This is a genomic window from Citreicella sp. C3M06 (assembly GCF_018860705.1).
Taxonomy (GTDB): Bacteria; Pseudomonadota; Alphaproteobacteria; order Rhodobacterales; family Rhodobacteraceae; genus Salipiger.
This window is the reverse complement of sequence record NZ_JAHKQA010000056.1, coordinates 1-18,995: the sequence shown is the minus strand read 5'-3', so window position 1 is coordinate 18,995 and position 18,995 is coordinate 1. Positions and strand designations below refer to the sequence as shown.

Annotated in this window: 12 protein-coding genes, 1 other RNA gene and 1 pseudogene; 9 read left to right on the top strand and 5 right to left on the bottom strand. The window is 65.0% G+C overall.

Features of this window, described 5'->3' with window-relative positions; genetic code table 11:
• Positions 1-10 precede the first annotated feature (10 nt).
• A complete protein-coding gene (nudC, locus tag KO516_RS12775) occupies positions 11-973 on the bottom strand; it encodes an NAD(+) diphosphatase (RefSeq protein WP_216004174.1) in 963 nt (320 codons plus the stop codon).
• A gap of 547 nt (positions 974-1,520) precedes the next feature.
• Between nudC and KO516_RS12770 the strand changes: the two genes are divergently transcribed.
• On the top strand, positions 1,521-1,667 hold the full coding sequence (locus KO516_RS12770; RefSeq protein ID WP_216004173.1) for a hypothetical protein: 147 nt from the start codon (positions 1,521-1,523) through the stop codon (positions 1,665-1,667).
• A 234-nt stretch (positions 1,668-1,901) separates the two neighbouring features.
• Positions 1,902-2,000: signal recognition particle sRNA small type (gene ffs, locus KO516_RS12765), an RNA gene on the top strand.
• A gap of 41 nt (positions 2,001-2,041) precedes the next feature.
• On the opposite strand, the gene KO516_RS12760 is transcribed toward ffs, so the two are convergent.
• Positions 2,042-4,282 carry an ATP-binding protein gene (locus KO516_RS12760; protein ID WP_216004172.1) on the bottom strand — a complete coding sequence of 747 codons (2,241 nt, stop codon included), beginning with the start codon at positions 4,280-4,282 and terminating at the stop codon, positions 2,042-2,044.
• 133 nt (positions 4,283-4,415) lie between these two features.
• Between KO516_RS12760 and KO516_RS12755 the strand changes: the two genes are divergently transcribed.
• Entirely contained in the window at positions 4,416-5,744 is a 1,329-nt protein-coding gene (locus KO516_RS12755) for an extracellular solute-binding protein (protein WP_216004171.1), read from the top strand.
• 219 nt (positions 5,745-5,963) lie between these two features.
• Here KO516_RS12755 and KO516_RS12750 read toward each other — a convergent pair whose 3' ends face one another.
• Positions 5,964-6,191: a hypothetical protein gene (locus tag KO516_RS12750; RefSeq protein WP_216004170.1), complete on the bottom strand. Its 228-nt coding sequence runs from the start codon at positions 6,189-6,191 to the stop codon at positions 5,964-5,966.
• A gap of 97 nt (positions 6,192-6,288) precedes the next feature.
• The gene (locus KO516_RS12745; RefSeq protein WP_216004169.1) at positions 6,289-6,801 is read right to left on the bottom strand and encodes a protein-tyrosine phosphatase family protein; all 513 of its coding nucleotides are present in this window, start codon (positions 6,799-6,801) and stop codon (positions 6,289-6,291) included.
• Positions 6,802-7,135: 334 nt separating this feature from the next.
• On the opposite strand from KO516_RS12745, the gene KO516_RS12740 reads away from it, so the two are divergent.
• A complete protein-coding gene (locus KO516_RS12740) occupies positions 7,136-8,884 on the top strand; it encodes a DNA polymerase III subunit gamma/tau (RefSeq protein ID WP_216004168.1) in 1,749 nt (582 codons plus the stop codon).
• Between the two features lies 1 nt (position 8,885).
• Here KO516_RS12740 and KO516_RS12735 read toward each other — a convergent pair whose 3' ends face one another.
• The gene (locus KO516_RS12735) at positions 8,886-9,779 is read right to left on the bottom strand and encodes an NAD(P)-dependent oxidoreductase (RefSeq protein WP_216004167.1); all 894 of its coding nucleotides are present in this window, start codon (positions 9,777-9,779) and stop codon (positions 8,886-8,888) included.
• A 493-nt stretch (positions 9,780-10,272) separates the two neighbouring features.
• Here KO516_RS12735 and KO516_RS24770 point away from each other — a divergent pair, with 493 nt between their 5' ends.
• The 5 genes and pseudogenes from KO516_RS24770 to KO516_RS12710 form a co-directional block, all read left to right on the top strand.
• Positions 10,273-12,099, top strand: a complete 1,827-nt coding sequence (locus KO516_RS24770) for an autotransporter assembly complex family protein (protein ID WP_371742083.1) — start codon at positions 10,273-10,275, stop codon at positions 12,097-12,099.
• A complete protein-coding gene (locus tag KO516_RS12725) occupies positions 12,096-16,877 on the top strand; it encodes a translocation/assembly module TamB domain-containing protein (protein ID WP_216004166.1) in 4,782 nt (1,593 codons plus the stop codon). The genes KO516_RS24770 and KO516_RS12725 overlap by 4 nt, the downstream gene beginning before the upstream one ends.
• A 70-nt stretch (positions 16,878-16,947) precedes the next feature.
• Positions 16,948-17,895 carry a LysR family transcriptional regulator gene (locus tag KO516_RS12720; protein ID WP_216004165.1) on the top strand — a complete coding sequence of 316 codons (948 nt, stop codon included), beginning with the start codon at positions 16,948-16,950 and terminating at the stop codon, positions 17,893-17,895.
• A gap of 190 nt (positions 17,896-18,085) precedes the next feature.
• The gene (locus KO516_RS12715; protein ID WP_216004164.1) at positions 18,086-18,775 is read left to right on the top strand and encodes a DUF2270 domain-containing protein; all 690 of its coding nucleotides are present in this window, start codon (positions 18,086-18,088) and stop codon (positions 18,773-18,775) included.
• 67 nt (positions 18,776-18,842) lie between these two features.
• Positions 18,843-18,926 (top strand): annotated as a pseudogene (locus KO516_RS12710) (IS5/IS1182 family transposase); the annotation flags it as partial.
• Positions 18,927-18,995 lie beyond the last annotated feature (69 nt).

Sequence of the window (18,995 nt, the reverse complement as noted above, 5' to 3'; positions counted from 1 at the left end):
GGATGTCCACTCAGTCAAGCCGGTCCGCCAGCCAACCGCGCAGCAGGAAATGCGCAATGGATCCCTTGCGGGCGGGAAACAACGTCGGATCCTCGCCGGCAAAGGCACGCGCAAGATCCTCGCGGCTGATCCAGCGGGCGGCCTCGATCTCGTCAGGGTCGATGGTGATCTCGCCCGGTTCGGCCACGCCATGGCAGCCGATCATCAGCGAGGCCGGGAATGGCCAGGGCTGGCTGGCCAGATAGCGCACGGCGTCAACGCGAATGCCGGTTTCCTCGAAGGTCTCGCGGCGCACCGCGGCCTCCACCGTCTCTCCCGGCTCGATGAAGCCGGCAAGGCAGGAATACATCGCCTCGGGCCAGCCCGGAGACCGCCCGAGCAGGCAGGAATTGCCCCGCGTGATCAACATGATCACCACCGGATCGGTGCGCGGGAAATGATGTGTGCCGCAGGCCGGGCAAGTGCGCTGCCAGCCTGCCATCACCGGCTCGGAGGCCGCGCCGCAGCGGGCGCAAAAGCCGTGGCTCTCGTGCCATGCAAACAGCGCGCGGGCGGTGGCGGCAACCTCGGCGTCGCGGGGCGTCAGCTGCATCAGCATGGCGCGCGGCTCGGCAAAACGCTCGCCCTGCGTGCAGGTCGGGTGATGCTGTTCGCTCTGGTCGGTAAAGCCCGAGACCTGCGGCACATCCGCGTCCGGCTCCCAGCCCGACAGGTCGCGCGCGAACAATGCGCCCCCCTCGAAGCCCAGAAAGATCTGCGGGCCAGAGGTTTGCGCCAGCATCGGGTGATCCATCGGCAGGCGCACCACGCCGCGCGCGTCATCCCCGGCGACAAGGATCTTGCCCCGCCAGACCACGATGCAGCGGCTGGCCGGATCCTGCGCATACGCCGCCAGGGCTGGCACATCCCGGCGAATCGCCGCCGCGCGGTCCAGCCCCGATCCTCCGAACGTCACCGTTTCTGCGTCTTTCATCCTCTTTCCCCCACCATTTCTGGTCAGGCGGGACCTGACAGCATTCTGCAACGATGCGCAATCCCAAGGCAAATAGGGTTCACGACAGTATTTTACGTTTGGCCATGCGATCGCTCGGGCTGTTCCGGTCAGGGTCATCTATTGGGCTGAGGATGAGATGCGGCGACCCGCACCAGAGCCGTCATTTCGAAAACGCAGCAGTCGATGACACGGCGTCCCCCACAGACCCTGACCCGCCGCTCCATCTTTTCCGGGTTCGGCGCCGGGGTGGCGCTGATGCGCTTCGGCCCTTTTCCGCTTTCGCGCTAGGTTGTCGGCCCATCTGCGGATCATGGGTGCATGTCTATCCGTGAAGTTGCTGGGGCAACACAGTGCGGGCGGTGTAGACCCGCGGCCCGCCGCTGAACGACTGGCCTGAGCCCCCGGCGGGCAGCGTCAATCTGATGGGTCCCGGCGCGCAGGATGCGGCGTTGCTCACCCCCGGTGTCCCGAGCTAAAAATCGACGCAATCGACAGGCTCCGCTCCGAAATCGGCCGACCGCGTCCGATGACATACGACAGCAACGGCAAACTGCTTACCACAGATGCAAACCAGATCACCGGGACGATCTTTGGCAGCGCCACCGTCGCCCCCGGTCGCCGCCACACCATCGTGTTCGAAGGACGAGACATCACCCGCGCTGCCATGCGTTGAACAAGGCACCAGAGCCCCCGAGGCAGACCACAACCGGCATCTGATCCCGCTGCCCGGCACCACGTTGCTGTTGCAAACGGCGCGGCTGTGCGTGGCCATGCCGCAACGATGCATGGATTTACGCAGGCCGAGGCGGGCTGGAAAGGCGAAGGCTTGCCGGTTTATCGTATTTCGCCTTGGGACGCTTTGGACGAAGGGCTTGCGAATCCCGCCCACGGCCCTTAGATGACCTCTTGAGAGGTTGGCGCGGGCAGGCACCTCGCCAACCCGGTCAGGTCCGGAAGGAAGCAGCCGTAACGAGCCCCGCTTGGGTCGTTGTCCAGCCTCTCACCTAGCACACTGATTTTCGACCCCTTACCCTGACGTTCGTCGGGTCAGCCCGCCTGACGCCTCGGATGTACCACGCCGGCGCGTGGCCATGTGAACCTGAAGGCTGTGCCGCGCCCTGCCCCCGAGCGGATCTCGAGATGCCCGCCGCGCAGCTCGACGTGCCGCTTGACCATGGCCAGCCCGATGCCGCTGCCTTCCACCTGATCGCGCGGTTTCAGCGTTTCGAACATTCTCAACACCCTTTCGTGGAACTCGGCCGGGATGCCCGGCCCGTCATCCGCCACCTCGAACAGCAGCAGATCGCCGAGCTCCTCTGCCGAGATACGGATCTTGCCTTGCGCGCGGTCATGATGCTTGACGGCATTCGAGACAAGGTTCAGCAGCACGTTCTTGAGCGGCATCACCTGCACCGGAAGCGCTTTCAGACCATCGCTGGTCTCGACCTTGAAGCCGGGGGGGATGTCACACAGGCCGACGATCTCGGCGACCAGTTCGGCGCCGGGCACAATCTCGGACCCGATGTCATCGCGGCCGATCCGCGAATAGTCGAGAAGATCGTCGAGAAGGCGTTTCATCCGGTCCATCCGTCCGCGCATCATTTTGAAGTTGCTGGCCGTTTCCCCGGCGATATAGCCCTCCAGATCCTCTTCGACCCATCCCAGAATGTTCTCGATCGCCCGCAGCGGCGCCTTCAGATCGTGCGACGCCGCATAGGCGAAGCTATCTAGATCCTTGTTCGAACGTTGCAGTTCGGCGTGAGCGGCGCGCAGGCGGGTCTCGGCCTCCTTGCGCTCCGACACATCGTGGCACACCGCAATGACGCCGCTCTTGGCCTCGGCCTCGATGCGGCGGACGACAATTTCGGTGTGCACCGTCCGGCCATCGGCGTGCCGGATCGCCAGATCACGAACCAGCGGCGCGTCGATGGCCACCGGCAGCATCAAGCGCTGCTCTGGCGAAGTGATGGTGGACAGCAGTTTCTCGGCGTTCTGGCCCAGCAGCTTGTCTCGCGGCACCCCAAGCGTGTCTTCCATGACCCTGTTCACCCTCGTGATCAGCCCATCGGAATCCATGGTCACAATCCCGCTCGGCGCGTTTTCCAGGATCGTGTCAAGCGTGGCATGGGTCATTGCAAGTTCGCGCGTCGTGATACGCAGGGTCTCGACGGCGGTTTCCAGCACCCCGACCTCATCCGCCGCCGATGGGGGCGACGGACGGCTGTAATCCCCCCGTGTCATGGCGCCAAGCCGCGAGATGAGCCGCTCAAGACGCAGGAACAGGTTCCGCTCGATCAAACGCCAGAAGATGGCGATGCCGAACACCCAGATAAAGATCGTCATGAAGAAATCGACCCGGCGCATGGCCTGCGTCATCGACCGGTTCTCGAGCGCGAGGGCCTGAAGCTCGCCGACAACGCCCAGCGTACCGTCTTCGGTCACCGCCACAAGCGCGTCGAGTTGTTCGGTTGCCTTTGCCTCGCTGGCAAGATGGGTGCTATGGGCCTGCGTCATCTGCTTGATCAAGGGAAAGACGCCGCCTTGCGCGATCATGGTTTCCTTGAAGGCGATGACATCCGCAACCAACGCCGTGCGACGTGCCGAAGGGCGTATCTTTGTCAGCTCGTTCGATATGGTGCTGACCTCGCGCACCAGTTGCAGCTTGGTCGTGTAGGCCTCTTCGAGGCCGAGATGAGGGATATTCACCACAAGCCGCCGCAAGCTGCTGATCGAGGTGATCAGTTTCGAAATCGCCAGAAGTTCATCAACGCGCTCGCCCGGGAGCGTGTCGTCGGCACCGTTTTCCCGCAGACGGGTCAGCATGCCGCCGACATCCGCCTCGCGGGTTTCCAGGTGCCATGTCATGGTTTCAAGACGTCTGGATACAGCGTCGGTCATTTGGGCAAGCTGCGCGGATTTTTCCAGATACCCGCGCCGTAAAACTATGTTTTCAGTCATAATTTCTTCGAGCGCATCTGCGTTCGGGATCGACAGGATCGTCGCCCGTCTGTGCAGGATTCCGAGCCGCAGCGTCAAAGCGTCAAGCGCTTCCAAGCTCGGAGCTACGCCGACCTGATCGCGCAACGTCGCGTAGCCCGACACCAGCTCTGGCATCTGACGCGCCACCCAGATCATGCTGTCGGTCTTCAGCGACAGTTCCAGTGCGCTCACTTCGGTTTTTCTGAGATAATGGCTCTTGGCCCAGAAGGACAGCAGGCTCACCGCAAGCACAACCAGCATCAGGATCCGCAGATTCCAGAGCAGGGAATGTCGCGTGTGACTGGGCATCTCGTCGATCGTTCCGTTTGCAACCGTTGCGACCGGAATATCGGGCAAGCTGTTAAATCGATCTAAAGATTCCCCGCCCATCCTGCGAATTGAAGGCGATTGGGAGAGCGCGGTGTTCAATCGACGCAAAGTGATGCAACTCACCGCCGGCGCGCTGGCGGGTGGGTTTGCCCCGGCGCAGGCGTCACCGCTCGGGGGGCTGGCGGCGGGGCTCGGACGGGCGCTACGGGTGCTGGTGCCCGACGGCTCGCAGGCCAATGTCCGGTCCGTGATCGACAATTTCGAGGCGGCCCATGGCTGCAAGGTCGAGATGATCGTGTCGGATCTTGACGATATCAATGCCACCCTCATGCTCGAGGCAATGCTGCCGGATCTTGGGATAGACGTCGCGCTGCCGGCGACCTTCGGCATCCCCGACCTGTCCGAGGCTGGCGCGATCCTGCCCTTGGATCACTTTGCCGCCGAACAGGGGATCTCGTCTCCCGGCGGGATCGGAGACCGCTTCGATGATCGTCTGTGGGGGTTTCAGACCGATGGTGACGTCTATCTGATGTTCTACAACCGCGACATGCTCGAAGATCCCCAGCACGGCGCGCACTATGCGGACACCACCGGAACGCCGCTTGCGATTCCGCAGACTTGGGAAGAGCTTGACCGTCAGATGGCGTTCTTCCATCGCCCGGAACAGGGGCGGTTCGGCGGCTGTCTGTACCGGACCGCGTCTTATGCGGCGTGGGAATGGTGGGCGCGACTTCATGCGCGTGGAGGAATGCCTTTCGATGACGACTGTCGCGCCGACGTTGCAAACGATGCGGGGGTTGGCGCGCTGGAAGCGATGATTGCGGCCAGTCAGCATCAGACCGGGGCCGAGCTGGGCATGTTCGACAACTGGAAGAGGTACGACCGCGGCGATATCTACGCCGATATCGGCTGGGGCGGCACGCAGAAGGCGTTGCACCAGATCGGGGCGAAGATGCGCGGGCGCGTCGCAAATGGCCCCTTGCCGGGGGGAGAAGCCGGCGCACTCTCCTATTTCAACTGGGGCTGGAGCTATGTCGTCGCCCGGCATTGCAACGCGCCGGCCCTTGCCTACGGGTTCTGCGACTTCGCCGTCTCGAAAGGGCCGTCGGCAGACGCCGTCGCCGCTGTCGATGGCTATTTCGATCCGTTCCGCCCTGAACATTACGATGATCCTCGCATCATCGACGTCTACGGCGCGTCCTTCCTGAAAGAGCATCGCAAGGCCATGGCGCGCCCGATCCCGGATCTCTACATCGGGCGGCGTCAGGAATACTGGGACAGCCTGACCATGTGGCTGCTGCGCACCCTTGAAGGGCATGTCGACCCTGCAACCGCATTGCGCAACGTGGCAGATCGGTGGGACAGCATCACGGAACGGGTGTCACCAGAGCAACAGCGCGCCCGCTGGCACGCCTTGCGCGCCACATACCCGCAGGTCTGAACCTGCGACGGTGCCGGCCGGCGCATGGAGCCCGTCTTGAAGATCGCCCCCGGCGGCATCTCGCACCCTATCGACAAGGTCGTGCAGAGACCTGCATGGATCGCTCCTTGATGCCACTGATGAGAGAATGGGCCAACAAGGTATTAAGCAGGCTTTACCCCCGATGAAACCACACCCCATCGCTATGGAATAAATAGAAATATCTTGATCACCTCTGCCCTAAAGATCCTCTTCAACCCAGCCCGCAGTGTTGCGGATGGCACGAAACGGCACCGTCAGATCCTGCGATGCCGCATTGGCGAAGGTGCCGTGATCTTGGGTCGACCGCTCAAGCTCTTCGCGCTGGCGCAGACACCGAGTGAAGGCCGGATGCAGCCCGGCCAGAAGCTGCCTGTCGATCCAGCGCAGGCCAACCCACCCGCATACGAGGCCGCATCGCCGCTTCATCCTAAGGCTGGGCGCGCGCCTATCGACACTGGCTTTCGCAAGAGACATTGTCCTGAAGGTGATCCGATGTCCGGCAGGGATCGCTTTGCGCGGGCGCTCAATCTTCGTGGCGCAGAAACCGCGCGGCATCGCGGCGGACAGAGACCGCCCAGCGCAACTGCGCCGCGGTCTCGACCGCGCAGGGCCGTACCGCGCGCAGCCGCGCCAGCGCGTCATCGGGGGCCTCGCCTGCCTCGATCATCAGCCGCAAGGCGAGCATGCCCGAGCGACCGCACCCGCCCCGGCAATGCACCAGCACCCGTCCGCCCCCTGCCAGAGCCTTCAGGATCGCCCGGCTCAGCACCGCCCAGCGCCGTTCGAACGCAGCATCCGGCGTGCCGAAATCCACGACCGGAAGATGCTCCCAGCGCGCGCCATGATCGGCGACAAAACTGGCAAGACGCCCGGCGCCAAGCGCCTCGAACTCGGCAACGGTCACCAGAGAGATCACCACCGAAGGCCGCCAATCGGCCAGATGGCTCAGGTCTCCGGCCAGATCACCATCCGCGCCGGGGATCGCCGAAATTGCGAGGATGCCCCCGGCAACCGGAAGCGCGTGGAGAATCGTCATTCACAGGCTCTTGGCGTTGAAGGGGTCACATGCGCCGATGCTGCCCGATTCGCAGCCCTTTGCGAACCAGCTTTTGCGCGGGCCCAGGCTGCCGTTGGGAAAGCCGTGCGATTGCGACCCCTGCCGCGCGGCAAAGGATCACCCTTCGGAAAGGCCCAGCCGTCGGGCGGGCAATGGAACCGGCCCGTCGGCCCCGAATGTTACGCCGGAATGATCCGTCCCGGCCACAAGACGCGACCGCCGGAAGTGTTCAGCCGGATTCGCGCGGCAGCCGGTTTACCTCTGGCCCCGCGGCGCATACCTTGTTCGGGTCCAGATGCCCGAAAGGCCCCCGATGTCCGAGCAATCGCCCAAGTATCAGGTTCTCGCCCGCAAGTACCGCCCCGAGACTTTTGCCGATCTCGTCGGGCAGGACGCGATGGTGCGCACGCTCAAGAACGCCTTCAAGGCCGGGCGCATCGCGCAGGCCTTCATCATGACCGGCATCCGGGGCACCGGCAAGACCACCACGGCGCGCATCATCGCCAAGGGCATGAACTGCATCGGCCCCGATGGCACCGGCGGGCCGACCACCGAACCCTGCGGAAAATGCGAGCATTGCAAGGCAATCATGGAAGGCCGCCATGTCGACGTGATCGAGATGGACGCCGCCTCCAACACTGGCGTCGGCGACATCCGCGAGATCATCGATTCCGTGCATTACCGAGCGGCCAGTGCGCGCTACAAGATCTACATCATCGACGAAGTGCACATGCTGACGACCAACGCGTTCAACGCGCTGCTCAAGACGCTCGAAGAGCCGCCCGCGCATGTGAAATTCATCTTTGCCACCACCGAGATCCGCAAGGTTCCGGTGACGGTGCTGTCGCGCTGCCAGCGTTTCGATCTGCGCCGCATCGAACCAGAGGTGATGATCGCGCTGCTGCGCAGGATCGCCGATGGCGAAACCGCCGAGATCACCGATGACGCGCTGGCGCTGATCACCCGCGCCGCCGAAGGCTCGGCCCGCGATGCCACCTCGTTGCTGGATCAGGCGATCAGCCATGGCGCCGGCGAGACCGGCGCGGATCAGGTGCGCGCCATGCTCGGCCTTGCCGACCGGGGCCGGGTCATGGACCTGTTCGAAAAGATCATGCGCGGCGATGCCGCCGGTGCACTGACAGAGCTGTCCGAGCAATATGCCGATGGCGCCGATCCGCTGGCGGTGCTGCGGGATCTGGCCGAGCTGACCCATTGGATCTCGGTGGTCAAGATCACGCCGGACGCCGCCGAAGACCCCACCATCGGCCCCGATGAACGCACCCGTGGCCTTGCGCTGGCGGCGAACCTTGGCATGCGGGCGCTGACGCGGATGTGGCAGATGCTGCTCAAGGCGCTGGACGAGGTGGCGCAGGCCCCCAACGCCATGATGGCCGCCGAGATGGCAGTGATCCGCATGACCCATGTCTCGGAACTGCCCTCTCCCGAAGAGCTGATCCGCAAGCTGTCCGATACCCCGCCCCCGCCGCCGCCCTCGGGGGGCGGCTATGCGCAGGCCCCCGCCGGGACCAGTGCAATGGGCGCGCCGATGCCGACCCATGCCGCGCCCACCGGCCCCGTCGCGCAGCATGGCAACGCCGTGCGGGCGCTGGCCGCCGATCAGGCGCTGGCGCGTTATCCCAGTTTCGAGCATGTGATCGAGTTGATCCGCGTCAACCGCGACGGGCTGCTGTTGGCGCAGGTCGAACGGCATGTGCGTCTTGCCGCCTACCAACCCGGACGGATCGAATTCACCCCGTCCGACGGTGCGCCCGCCGATCTGTCCCAGCGTCTTGGCGCCGCGCTGCAACGCTGGACAGGCAACCGCTGGGCGGTGACGCTGGTCAATGGCTGCGACACCCCGACGGTCTATGAAAAAGACCACGCCGAAGAGCTGGCGCTGAAGGCCAAGGCCGCCGCGCACCCGCTGGTGATGGCGGCGCTGGCAGTGTTCCCCGAAGCCGAAATCCTCGCAGTGCGCACCCCCGAGGCGATCCAGCAAGAGGCGGTCGCCGAGGCCTTGCCCGAGGTCGAAGACGAATGGGACCCCTTCGAGGAAGACTGACCTAAGCGCCCACCATATGGCGCAGCCCGTCTTCTAGCGTCACGCGCGGCGCCCATTGCAGCAGCGCCCGCGCGCGCGAAATGTCGAGCACGCTGGAGCCGACCTCGCCCGCTTGCGGCTCGTGGTGCAGATCGAGGCTGCCGCCCGCCACGCGCGGCAGCAGTTCCGCCAGATCGGCCAGCGATGTGCCAACCCCGGTGCCCACGTTCAGCACCGTGACCGGCCCGGGAATCTGCACCGTGCAGCAGCGCTCGACCAGCGCGCAGAAATCCGACACGTGGATATAGTCGCGCAGCGACGTGCCGCCGCCGAACAGGCGGAACGGTTTGCCGCTGCGCAGCGCGTCGAGCAGAATCGTCACCACGCCAAAGCTCGGCCCCGCGGTTTCGGCACCATAGACATTCGCCACCCGCAGGATGGTCAGCCGGAAGCCATAGCGCTGCGCCAGAAACGACAGCCCCTGTTCCACCGCCATCTTCTGCAGGGCGTACCAGCTTTTCGCCGCCAATGGCGCGTCTTCGGTGATCGGCAGCTGGTCGGTGTCGCCGTACACCCCGGCCGAGGACAGGTAGACCATGTGCCCCCGCCAACCCTTGGCCAGCAGCTTTTCGGCGAACCGCAGCTGCGGTTCGATCTCGCGGCGCGACAGTTCGGCGAAATCGTTGAAATGCACCCGCGGGCTGGGCAGCCCGGCGCAATGCACGATGGTCTCGCCCCTCGGGCGCGGCATCCAGCCGGCGGTCAGCACTTCGGGGGTCGAAATCTGCCGCAGCCCCCGCCCGCTGCGCGGCAGCGGTCGCCGCGCGACTCCCATCGCATCAAAACCCGCGCCATGCAGATGCGACAGGATTTCGAACCCCAGAACGCCCGAGCTTCCGGTGACGTAAATGGTCATGCACGCTCTCTTTGTTCGCAGCGCATCAAGGCCCGATGCGCAATCATCCCGGCGGGCCACGCGGTCTGGCGGCCCGGCCTGATATCCGCCGCCCGCCCGTCAAGCACAGAGGCGGGCCGAGGGCCGCAGCCTTGCCGCTCCCCGCGCCCGAACTGCGCCTCAATATGCCGCCCAGCGGCCACCGCAGACGGCGCCAATGCAAACTTGCCGCCGCCGATCACGATCGTCTTTCGCATGTCGTCTCCAAACCCGGTCGCCGCTGTCTTGCAAGGCCACAGGCCCCGCAACCGGGATAGGCCCAGCGCCCGCGCCAGACAAGCCCCGCACGATCACGGTAATGCTGTGACGAGGATGCGACGCTGGCGCAGCACTTCAACCCCGCTCTGGTGGAATCCCTGCGACACGCTGGTCAGCCCGACAACCCTGCCCTAGGTTACTCCTGCGCCCTGCCCGGCGCATCGTGCCTTCCAGGCCCTATAAAGGACGATTAACAGTGACCTCCTGGCGCCGCCATGCCTGCAAGGGCATCCCCCAGACCGCCGCTCTCGGCCTCACCCTCGCGCTTGTTTCGGGACCGGTCGCGGCGCTCGACGACCTTGATTTCGACACGCCCGGCATGAGCGAAAACCTGCGATCACAGATCAAGGCCTATTCGGCCCTTGCCGCTGCCGAAGGCGAAGACAGGGTGTCCGGGCAGGATATCCTTGCCGCCGCCCTGTCGGATTACGGCATTCTGACGGAAACGCTGTATGACGCGGGCTATTACGGCGGGGTGATCAGCATCACCCTTGACGGGCGCGAGGCGTCCGGCATTCCTCTGCTGGAAACGCCCGACACGGTTGGCACCGTTCGGGTCGAGGTCAGGCAAGGCCCCCAGTTCACCTTTGGCCGCGCCGACATCGCCCCGCTGGCACCGGAAACCACCCTTCCCGGTGGCTTTGCCAGCGGCGAGACCGCTGCGGCGAGCGTGGTGGGCGACGCCGCCGACGCCAGCATCGAGGCATGGCGTCAGGTCGGCCATGCCAAGGCCGAGATCGCGCAGGAATCCGTCACCGCCGATCACCGCGATTCGACGCTCGACGTGGCGATGGGCGTGGCGCCCGGCCCGCGCCTGACCTTCGGCGCGCTGCAGAACGTCAACGACAGCAGCGTGCGCAGCGCAGCGCGCCGCCGCATCGCGGGCATCCCGACCGGAGAGGTCTTTGACCCCGACGAGGTCGACGATGCGGTGCGCCGCCTGACAGAGACCGGCGCCTTCAGCACCGTCACCCTACGCGAGGCGGAAACCCCCAACGCCGACGGATCGCTCGACATGCTGCTGAGCGTCAGCGATGCCAAACCCCGCCGCCTTGGCTTTGGCGCCGAGGTCTCCTCGCTCGAAGGGCTGTCGCTGGAGACCTACTGGCTGCACCGCAACGCACTTGGCGGGGCGGAACAGTTCCGCATCGATGCCGAGGTCTCTGACATTTCGGGCGAGACCGACCAGATCGACGCCAGCCTGACGGCGCGGCTTGAAGTCCCCGCCGCCGTGGCCGTCTGGGATCCGGACACCACCGCCTATTTCCAGTTGGCCCTCTCCTCCGAGAACGAGCCGACCTACCTGTCCAACAGCATCGAGCTGTCCACCGGCGTCTCGCGGCGCTTCAGCGACGAGCTGTCCGGCTCGCTTGGCATCGGGCTGCGCTATTCCGAGGTCGACGACGATCTGGGCTACCGCGACTTCCTGCTGTTCACTTTGCCAACCACGCTGACCTGGGACAAGCGCGACAATGATCTCGATCCGAAATCAGGCTGGTACATCGACACCGACCTGACGCCTTTCGTGAACCTGACCGGGGCGGGCGACGGCGCGCGGCTGTATTCCGACATGCGCGGCTATTACGGCTTTGGCGCCGACAAGGGCACCGTGCTGGCAGGGCGGTTGCAGCTGGGCTCGGTCCTCGCTTCGCCGCTTGAAGATACACAGCCGGAATACCTGTTTTACTCCGGCGGCGCCGGATCGGTGCGTGGCCAGCCCTACCAGTCTCTGACCGTCGATCTGGGCGATGGCGACGAAACCGGCGGGCGCAGTTTTCTGGGTCTGTCCGGCGAATTGCGTCAGGACATCGGCGAAAGCTTTCAGGTGGTGGCCTTTGCCGACGCGGGCTTCATCGGGGCCGATTCGGCTCCGGGCAGCGATGGCAACTGGCATTCGGGCGCGGGCCTCGGGCTGCGCTACAAAACTGGCATCGGGCCGCTGCGCGTCGACGTGGCCGGGCCGACATCGGGCGACACCGGCAACGGTGTGCAACTTTACATCGGCATAGGTCAGGCATTTTGAAACGGCTCCTTCTCCTTCTTCCGCTGCTCTTCTGTCTGTCACTGCCCGCGGCCGCGCAGGATGACGACGGCGGCACCGCTCTGGAACGTCTGATCGAAAACGCGCTGTCATCGGATGGCATGGCGGTCAGCGTCAGCGGCTTTCGCGGCGCGCTCAGCTCGCAGGCGACGCTTGAGCGGATGACCATCGCCGACGATCAGGGCGTCTGGCTGACGCTGGAAAACGCCACGCTCGACTGGTCGCGCACGGCGCTGCTGCGCGGGCGCGTCGAGGTCAACGAGCTGTCGGCAGAGCGCCTCGCGCTCGATCGTCTTCCGGCAAGCAACGCCGCCCCCGCGCCCGAAGCCTCGGGAACCGCGTTTTCCCTGCCCGATCTGCCGGTCTCGGTGAACATCGGCACCTTCGCCATTGCCTCGCTGGAACTTGGCGCGCCGGTGATCGGCGAGCCGCTGAGCGCGCGGATCGACGGCTCGGCGCAGCTTGCCGACGGTGACGGCACCGTCGAGTTGAACCTGCTACGCACCGACGAGAAATCCGATGCCCTTCAGCTCTCCGGCAGCTATGCCAACGCCACCGAAGAGCTGACCATCGACGTCACGCTCGACGAGGCGCCGGGCGGGCTGCTGGCGACAAAGCTTGGCCTGCCGGGCGCACCGGCGTTGAACCTTCAGATCGAAGGCAATGGCCCGCTCGACGATTTCAACGCCGACATCGCGCTGGCCTCCGACGGCATCGACCGACTGAGCGGACAGGTCACCTTGCAAGGCACCAATGATGGCGGGCGCGCCTTTGCCGCCGACCTGTCAGGCGATCTGCGCCCCTTCCTTCCCGAAGAGCAGCGCGCCTTTCTTGGCGAGCAGCAGGCGCTGGCGGCCAATGGCACGATGGAACCGACGGGCGCGCTGGATCTTGGCACGCTGCGGCTGACCACGGCGCAGGCGGCACTGAACGGGCGCGCCCGCATCGGCGCCGATGGCTGGCCAGAGCTTCTGGACCTGTCCGGGCGCATCGGCTCGGAGAACGGGCAACCGGTGACGCTGCCCTTCACCTCGGCTGACACGCAGCTCAACGAGGCAACGCTGACGCTGAGCTATGATCGCGCGCAAAGCGACGGGCTGGTGCTGAACGTGCTGGCAAGCGGCGTCGCGCGCCCCGACATGACCATAGCGCAGGCGCGTATCGACGTGACCGGAACCTTGTCGCCCGACACCCAACCGGCGCAGATTGCGGGCACGCTGGACATGACCGTTGCCGGGCTGGACTTCACCGATGCCTCGCTGGCGCAGGCCGCTGGCAGCGAACTGACCGGCACTCTCGATGTCGCTTGGCAACAGGGATCGCCCCTGACCCTGTCGAACATCGACCTGTCGGGCGCGGGCGTGAACATCGCCGGTGCCATCGGCTTTGACGGGCTCGTGCAAGGGCAAGACCCGACCATTTCACCCGACCTGCAAGCGCGGGTTGCCGGGCTGGACCGGTTTTCCGGGCTGGCCGGGCGCAGCTTGGGCGGCGCGGCCGATCTGGCGATCAAGGGCGATTACGAGCCGGTCTCGGGCCGGTTCGCCCTGAGCGCGCAAGGCACCACAACCGACCTGATCACCGGCACTGCGCAGCTTGACGGGCTGATGACTGGCGAGGTCAGCGTCAATGTCTCGGCGGCGCGCAACGAATCCGGCCTGTCGATCAGCGAAGCAAAGATCGACGGTCAGGCGCTCACGCTGGACGCTTCGGGGCGGCTTGTCACCGGGCAAAGCACCGCGCAATTCGATATCGCCCTGCCCGACCTGTCGCTGATTCAGCCCGGCGCAACCGGCGGGCTGACCGCCAATGGCACACTTCAAGAGGGCGAAGCGGCCTATGCGCTGGATCTGACGGCGCGCGGCCCCGGTGGCCTGACGCTGGACGGCGTGCTGACCGCTGCTAAGGCAACAGACGGCAGCATCGCGGGCGGCGGCTTTACCGGCACACTCAACGCCAGCGACCTGTCGGCCTTTGCGGCGCTGGCGCAGCGCGAGCTGGCCGGAGCGCTGAACTTCGAGGGCACCGGCAGTTACACGCTGGATACCGGCTATTTCGATGCCAAGGGCGCGCTGGTCACGCAGGACCTAAAGGTCGGCATCGATCAGCTCGACGGTCTGCTGCAAGGTACCACCCGCGCGCAGGTCGATGTTGTCCGCAACGCCGATGGCATCGTGATCAACGACGGGCGCGTCAATGGCCCCGGCCTCACCGCCAACGCCTCGGGCACGTTTCTGACCGGCGACAGCCGCGCCAGTTTCGATATCGCACTGCCCGATCTGTCGCTGGTCGCGCCGGGCGCGTCGGGCAGCTTGACGGCGCAAGGCACGCTGGTCGAAGACGCCGGCACCTATACGCTCGACCTGACCGCCGCCGGACCCGGAGACACCCGCATCGACGGCACCGTCACGGCAGACAAGGCGGCGGATGGCTCCATCGCCCGCGTTGCCTTTGACGGCACTGCCAACGCGCGGCAACTGGCTGCGTTCTCGGACATCGCCGGGCGCACGCTTGGCGGCGGGCTGAGCTTTGACGGCACCGGCAGCTATACGCTGAGCAACGGCTTCTTTGACGCCAAAGGCGACTTGGTGACACAAGACCTTGTGGTCGGCATTGCGCAGATCGACGGGCTGCTGGCGGGCCGCACCACGGCAAACGTGGATGTGCTGCGCGATGACAGCGGCATCGTCATCAACGCGGCCCGCGTCGACGGGCCGGGCATCCAGCTCACCGCCGAGGGCACCATCGCGACCGGATCGTCGCGCGCCAGCTTCGATCTGACCCTGCCCGATCTGTCGCTGGCCGCCCCCGGCACGCCGGGCAGCGCCACTGCCACCGGCACCCTGACCGAAAGCGCCGATGCCTACCTTCTTGATTTCACCGCCGCCGGGCCCGGCCAGACGCGGGCGCAAGGCAGCGTCACGGCGACCAAGACCGCCGATGGCGGCGTCGGCACGATCAGCTTTGACGGCACGGCGGGGGCAGACAGCCTGTCGGATCTCGCGCCTCTGGTGGGGATGAACCTGCGCGGATCGCTGAGTTTTGACGGCACCGGCAGCTTTACCCCGGCGAGCGGCGCATTTGGCGCCGATGGTACTCTGACCACGCAGGGGCTTGGGCTTGGCATCCCCACCGCTGACGCGCTGATCGGCGGCACTGGCCGCGCGGTGATCAAGGCCAGCCGCGACGAGGCTGGCACCATCACCGTCAGCCAGCTTGACGTCAGCACCGGGCAGATCACTGCCAGCGCTTCGGGCAGCCTCGATGCGCAGGGCGGCAGCGAACTGTCCTATAACGTTGCGTTGGCCAATCTTGGCGTCATCGTGCCGCAGCTTCCGGGCCGCGCCACGGCGCAGGGCACGCTGAGCTCCGACGGCTCGGGGCCTTACAACGTCAACGCGCAGATCACCGCACCGGGGGGCACGCAGGCGCGCATCGCGGGCAACCTTGCGCGCGATTTCGCCACGGCGAACCTGAACATCGACGGCGCTGCGCCGCTGAACCTTGCCAATACCTTCATCGAGCCGAACCTGCTGAACGGCACGGCCCAGCTGAACCTGTCGCTGAACGGCCCGCTGGCGGTATCGTCGCTGTCGGGCAACGTGACGGTGCGCGGCGCGGAAATGGTGCTTCCCGGCCCTGCCCTGTCGCTGAACGGGCTCAACCTCGATGCGCAGCTTGGTGGCAATCGGGTCGATCTGGCGCTGGACGCAAGCCTGTCGTCACGCGGCACCATTCGCACCACCGGCACCATCGGGCTGACAGCGCCCTATCAGGCGGATCTTGCAGTGCAGTTGCAGAACCTGCTGCTCGAGGACCGCAGGCTGTATCAGGCCACTGCGGGCGGCACCGTCACCGTGCAGGGGCCCTTGCTGACCGGCCCGTCGATCGGCGGAGACATCCTGATCGACGAGGCCGAAATCCGCATTCCGGAAACCGGCCTTGGGCCGGGCAGCCGCGATTTCACCCTCACGCATATCGCCGAACCCGCCGATGTGCGCGCAACCCGCGATCGCGCCGGGCTGCTGGATCAGGACAGTCAGGACAGCGGCGGCGCCGGCTACGTGCTGCCGCTGAACCTGACGATCCGGGCACCGGGGCAGATCTTTGTCCGCGGTCGCGGGCTGGATGCGGAGCTCGGCGGCAGACTTGTGCTGCGCGGGACCACCACCGATATCGTGCCCGAAGGCCGCTTCGAGCTGATCCGCGGACGGCTGGACATCCTTGGCCAACGGCTGACGCTCGACACGGCAACGCTGACCATGACCGGCGATTTCATCCCGTCCCTCGACGTCGAGGCGACCACCCAGCGCGACGACACCGAGATCACCATCGCGGTCAGCGGCGAGGCGACCTCGCCCGAGGTCAGCTTTTCCTCCAGCCCCTCCCGGCCCGAGGAGGAAGTGCTGGCGCTACTGCTGTTCGGGCGCAACGTCGGCGAGTTGAGCGCCTTTCAGGCCTTGCAGATCGCCTCGGCGGTCAACACGCTTGCGGGCAAGGGCGGCGATGGCATCGTCGGCAACCTGCGCAAGGGTTTCGGGCTGGATGATCTGGACGTGACCACCGATTCCGATGGCAACGCGGCGCTCAGCCTTGGCAAGTATATCACCGATCAGATCTACACCGATGTCGAGGTCAAAAGCTCGGGCGAGACCGCGGTGAACCTGAACATCCAGCTCAAGCGCAATCTCAAGGCCAAGGCCTCTGTCACCTCCGCCGGTGACAGCGGCGTAGGCATCTACTACGAAAAAGACTATTGATTTCAGTCGGGCGGCCCGTTGTGGGCCGCCCGCTCTTGCCAAAGGCGCGGCAAAGGCGGAACTAGACGTCATGCGCTACACCCTGAGACAGATCGAGTATTTCATTGCCACTGCCGAGGCGGGGTCGATCACGCTTGCCGCCGAGCGCATCAACATCTCGCAGCCGTCGATTTCCACCGCCATCTCGCAGCTGGAAACCGAACTGGGCGCGCAACTGTTCCTGCGCCGCCACGCGCAGGGCCTGTCGCTGACCCGCACCGGGCGCGACTTGCTGATCGAAGCGAAACAGCTGATGGATCAGGCGCAAAAGCTGTATCACACCGCATCCGAGGCCACCGAAATGGTGCGCGGCACGCTGTCTCTGGGCTGCCTTGTGACCTTTGCACCGATGGTGCTGCCCGAGGTGGCGCACAGCTTTGCCACCGATTATCCCGGCGTGCGGGTGCTGCCGCAGGTGGCCGACCATGAAAAGCTGCTGAACGATCTGCATCGCGCCGAGCTGGACGTTGCGCTCAGCTACGATCTGCAACTTCCGGATGATTACGACTTCATCCCGCTGGCCGAGCTGCCGCCCTATGCGCTGGTCGGCGAGAGCGATCCGCTGGCGCAGGAAACCGCCGTGACGCTGCAGGAACTGGCCGAACAGAACCTCATCCTGCTCGATCTGCCAATCTCGCGCGATTACTTCCTTGCGCTGTTCGCCCGCATGGGGCTGACGCCAAAGATCGCCGGGCGGCTGCAGCAACAAGAGGTGATCCGGACCATGGTGGCGAACCGCTTCGGCTATTCCATCGCCAACATCCGCCCCAAATCGACAACGGCGCTGGACGGGCGCGCGGTGCGGCGCCTGCGCATCGCCGGAGATCACAAGCCGATGCGGCTGGGGCTGCTGCGCGCCGCACGCCAAGAACCAACGCGACTGGTCAGCACCTTCATGGACCATTGCCGGACGCTGATCTCCAACAGCTATATCCCGGGGATGGAGCCGCCGATCCTCGACCCCAAACGGGTGCGGTAAGGCACTGCCTGCCCTGCTAGATCCGGCTGCGCCTCATGACTGGCCGCTGTGCGGATATTGTTCACCCGCAGCAAAGACCTTCCCGTCAGAACGGCCCCTGAAGAAGTGGGCGGACAGCTGAACGCTCCGGCCGCTGTCGTTGACCGGAAAACATCGCCGTGTCTAATCTAGCTGATCGGACAAGGAATGCATGATGGGCCCGGATACGGACGACAAGAAACGCAAGGATCTTAACGCCGCCGAAATCGGGGCATTGGCACACCTTTACCGGGCCGAGGTCTACCGCTCGACGATCTGGCGAACGCGTCTGGATACCACGACAAATTGGTCGGTGGTGACGTTGGGGATCGCCCTGTCGATCACCTTTGCAGCGCCCACGGCCTCTGCACTGCCACTTGTTCTCGTCGGCGTGTTGCTTCTGTTCTTTCTGATGGTCGAAGCACGCAGGTATCGCTTTTTCAATGTCTGGCGCGCACGCTGTCGCTGGATAGAGACCCATTTCTACGCCCCAATGCTGGACGGCGGGGATTTGCATCTGGAAGAAAACTGGCAGAAAACACTGGCAGAAGATTACTGGCGGCCGAAATACCACGTCAGCCTGATAATCTCGGTAGGGCGCAGGGTCAGGAACACCTATCTCTGGATATTATTGATCCAGGCGCTTGCCTATATGGGAAAAATCATTGTGCATCCTGAACCCGCGATTTCCGTTTCGGAAGTCATGGAAAGAGCATCTGTCGGGCCAATATCCGGAGAAATCGTGGTCGCCTTGGGTCTTCTTTACATTTTCAGTTTGGTCGCGATAGCATTGTGGAGCTATGTTCACGACCGCGGACGAGCATTGCGCGGAGAGCGGAACAGTGGCAGCAGCATGGGCTGACTAAGGCCAGGATGCGTTGATTTTGTGCGGACGGCATGATTGTCGGCTTCGAAGACGCAGCTGTGACATGGGCACTCTCTACTGGCTGACCGACGCGCAGATGGCATGCTTGGCCAATTTCTTCCCCAAGCCTCATGGCAAACCTCGCGTTCACTGCCCGGCAGGGCATTGCCTAGAAATCTCCCGAGAGGGATGACAGGCGGGTTCTGAGCGGGATTAT

Excerpts from the sequence above, each read along its gene's own strand:
- KO516_RS12740 (WP_216004168.1), top strand. The coding sequence starts at position 7,136 with ATGTCCGAGCAATCGCCCAAGTATCAGGTTCTCGCCCGCAAGTACCGC.
- KO516_RS12735 (WP_216004167.1), bottom strand. The coding sequence starts at position 9,779 with ATGACCATTTACGTCACCGGAAGCTCGGGCGTTCTGGGGTTCGAAATC.
- KO516_RS12750 (WP_216004170.1), bottom strand. The coding sequence starts at position 6,191 with ATGAAGCGGCGATGCGGCCTCGTATGCGGGTGGGTTGGCCTGCGCTGG.
- nudC (WP_216004174.1), bottom strand. The coding sequence starts at position 973 with ATGAAAGACGCAGAAACGGTGACGTTCGGAGGATCGGGGCTGGACCGC.
- KO516_RS12745 (WP_216004169.1), bottom strand. The coding sequence starts at position 6,801 with ATGACGATTCTCCACGCGCTTCCGGTTGCCGGGGGCATCCTCGCAATT.
- KO516_RS12715 (WP_216004164.1), top strand. The coding sequence starts at position 18,086 with ATGATGGGCCCGGATACGGACGACAAGAAACGCAAGGATCTTAACGCC.
- KO516_RS12770 (WP_216004173.1), top strand. The coding sequence starts at position 1,521 with ATGACATACGACAGCAACGGCAAACTGCTTACCACAGATGCAAACCAG.
- KO516_RS12755 (WP_216004171.1), top strand. The coding sequence starts at position 4,416 with ATGCAACTCACCGCCGGCGCGCTGGCGGGTGGGTTTGCCCCGGCGCAG.
- KO516_RS12760 (WP_216004172.1), bottom strand. The coding sequence starts at position 4,282 with ATGCCCAGTCACACGCGACATTCCCTGCTCTGGAATCTGCGGATCCTG.
- KO516_RS12720 (WP_216004165.1), top strand. The coding sequence starts at position 16,948 with ATGCGCTACACCCTGAGACAGATCGAGTATTTCATTGCCACTGCCGAG.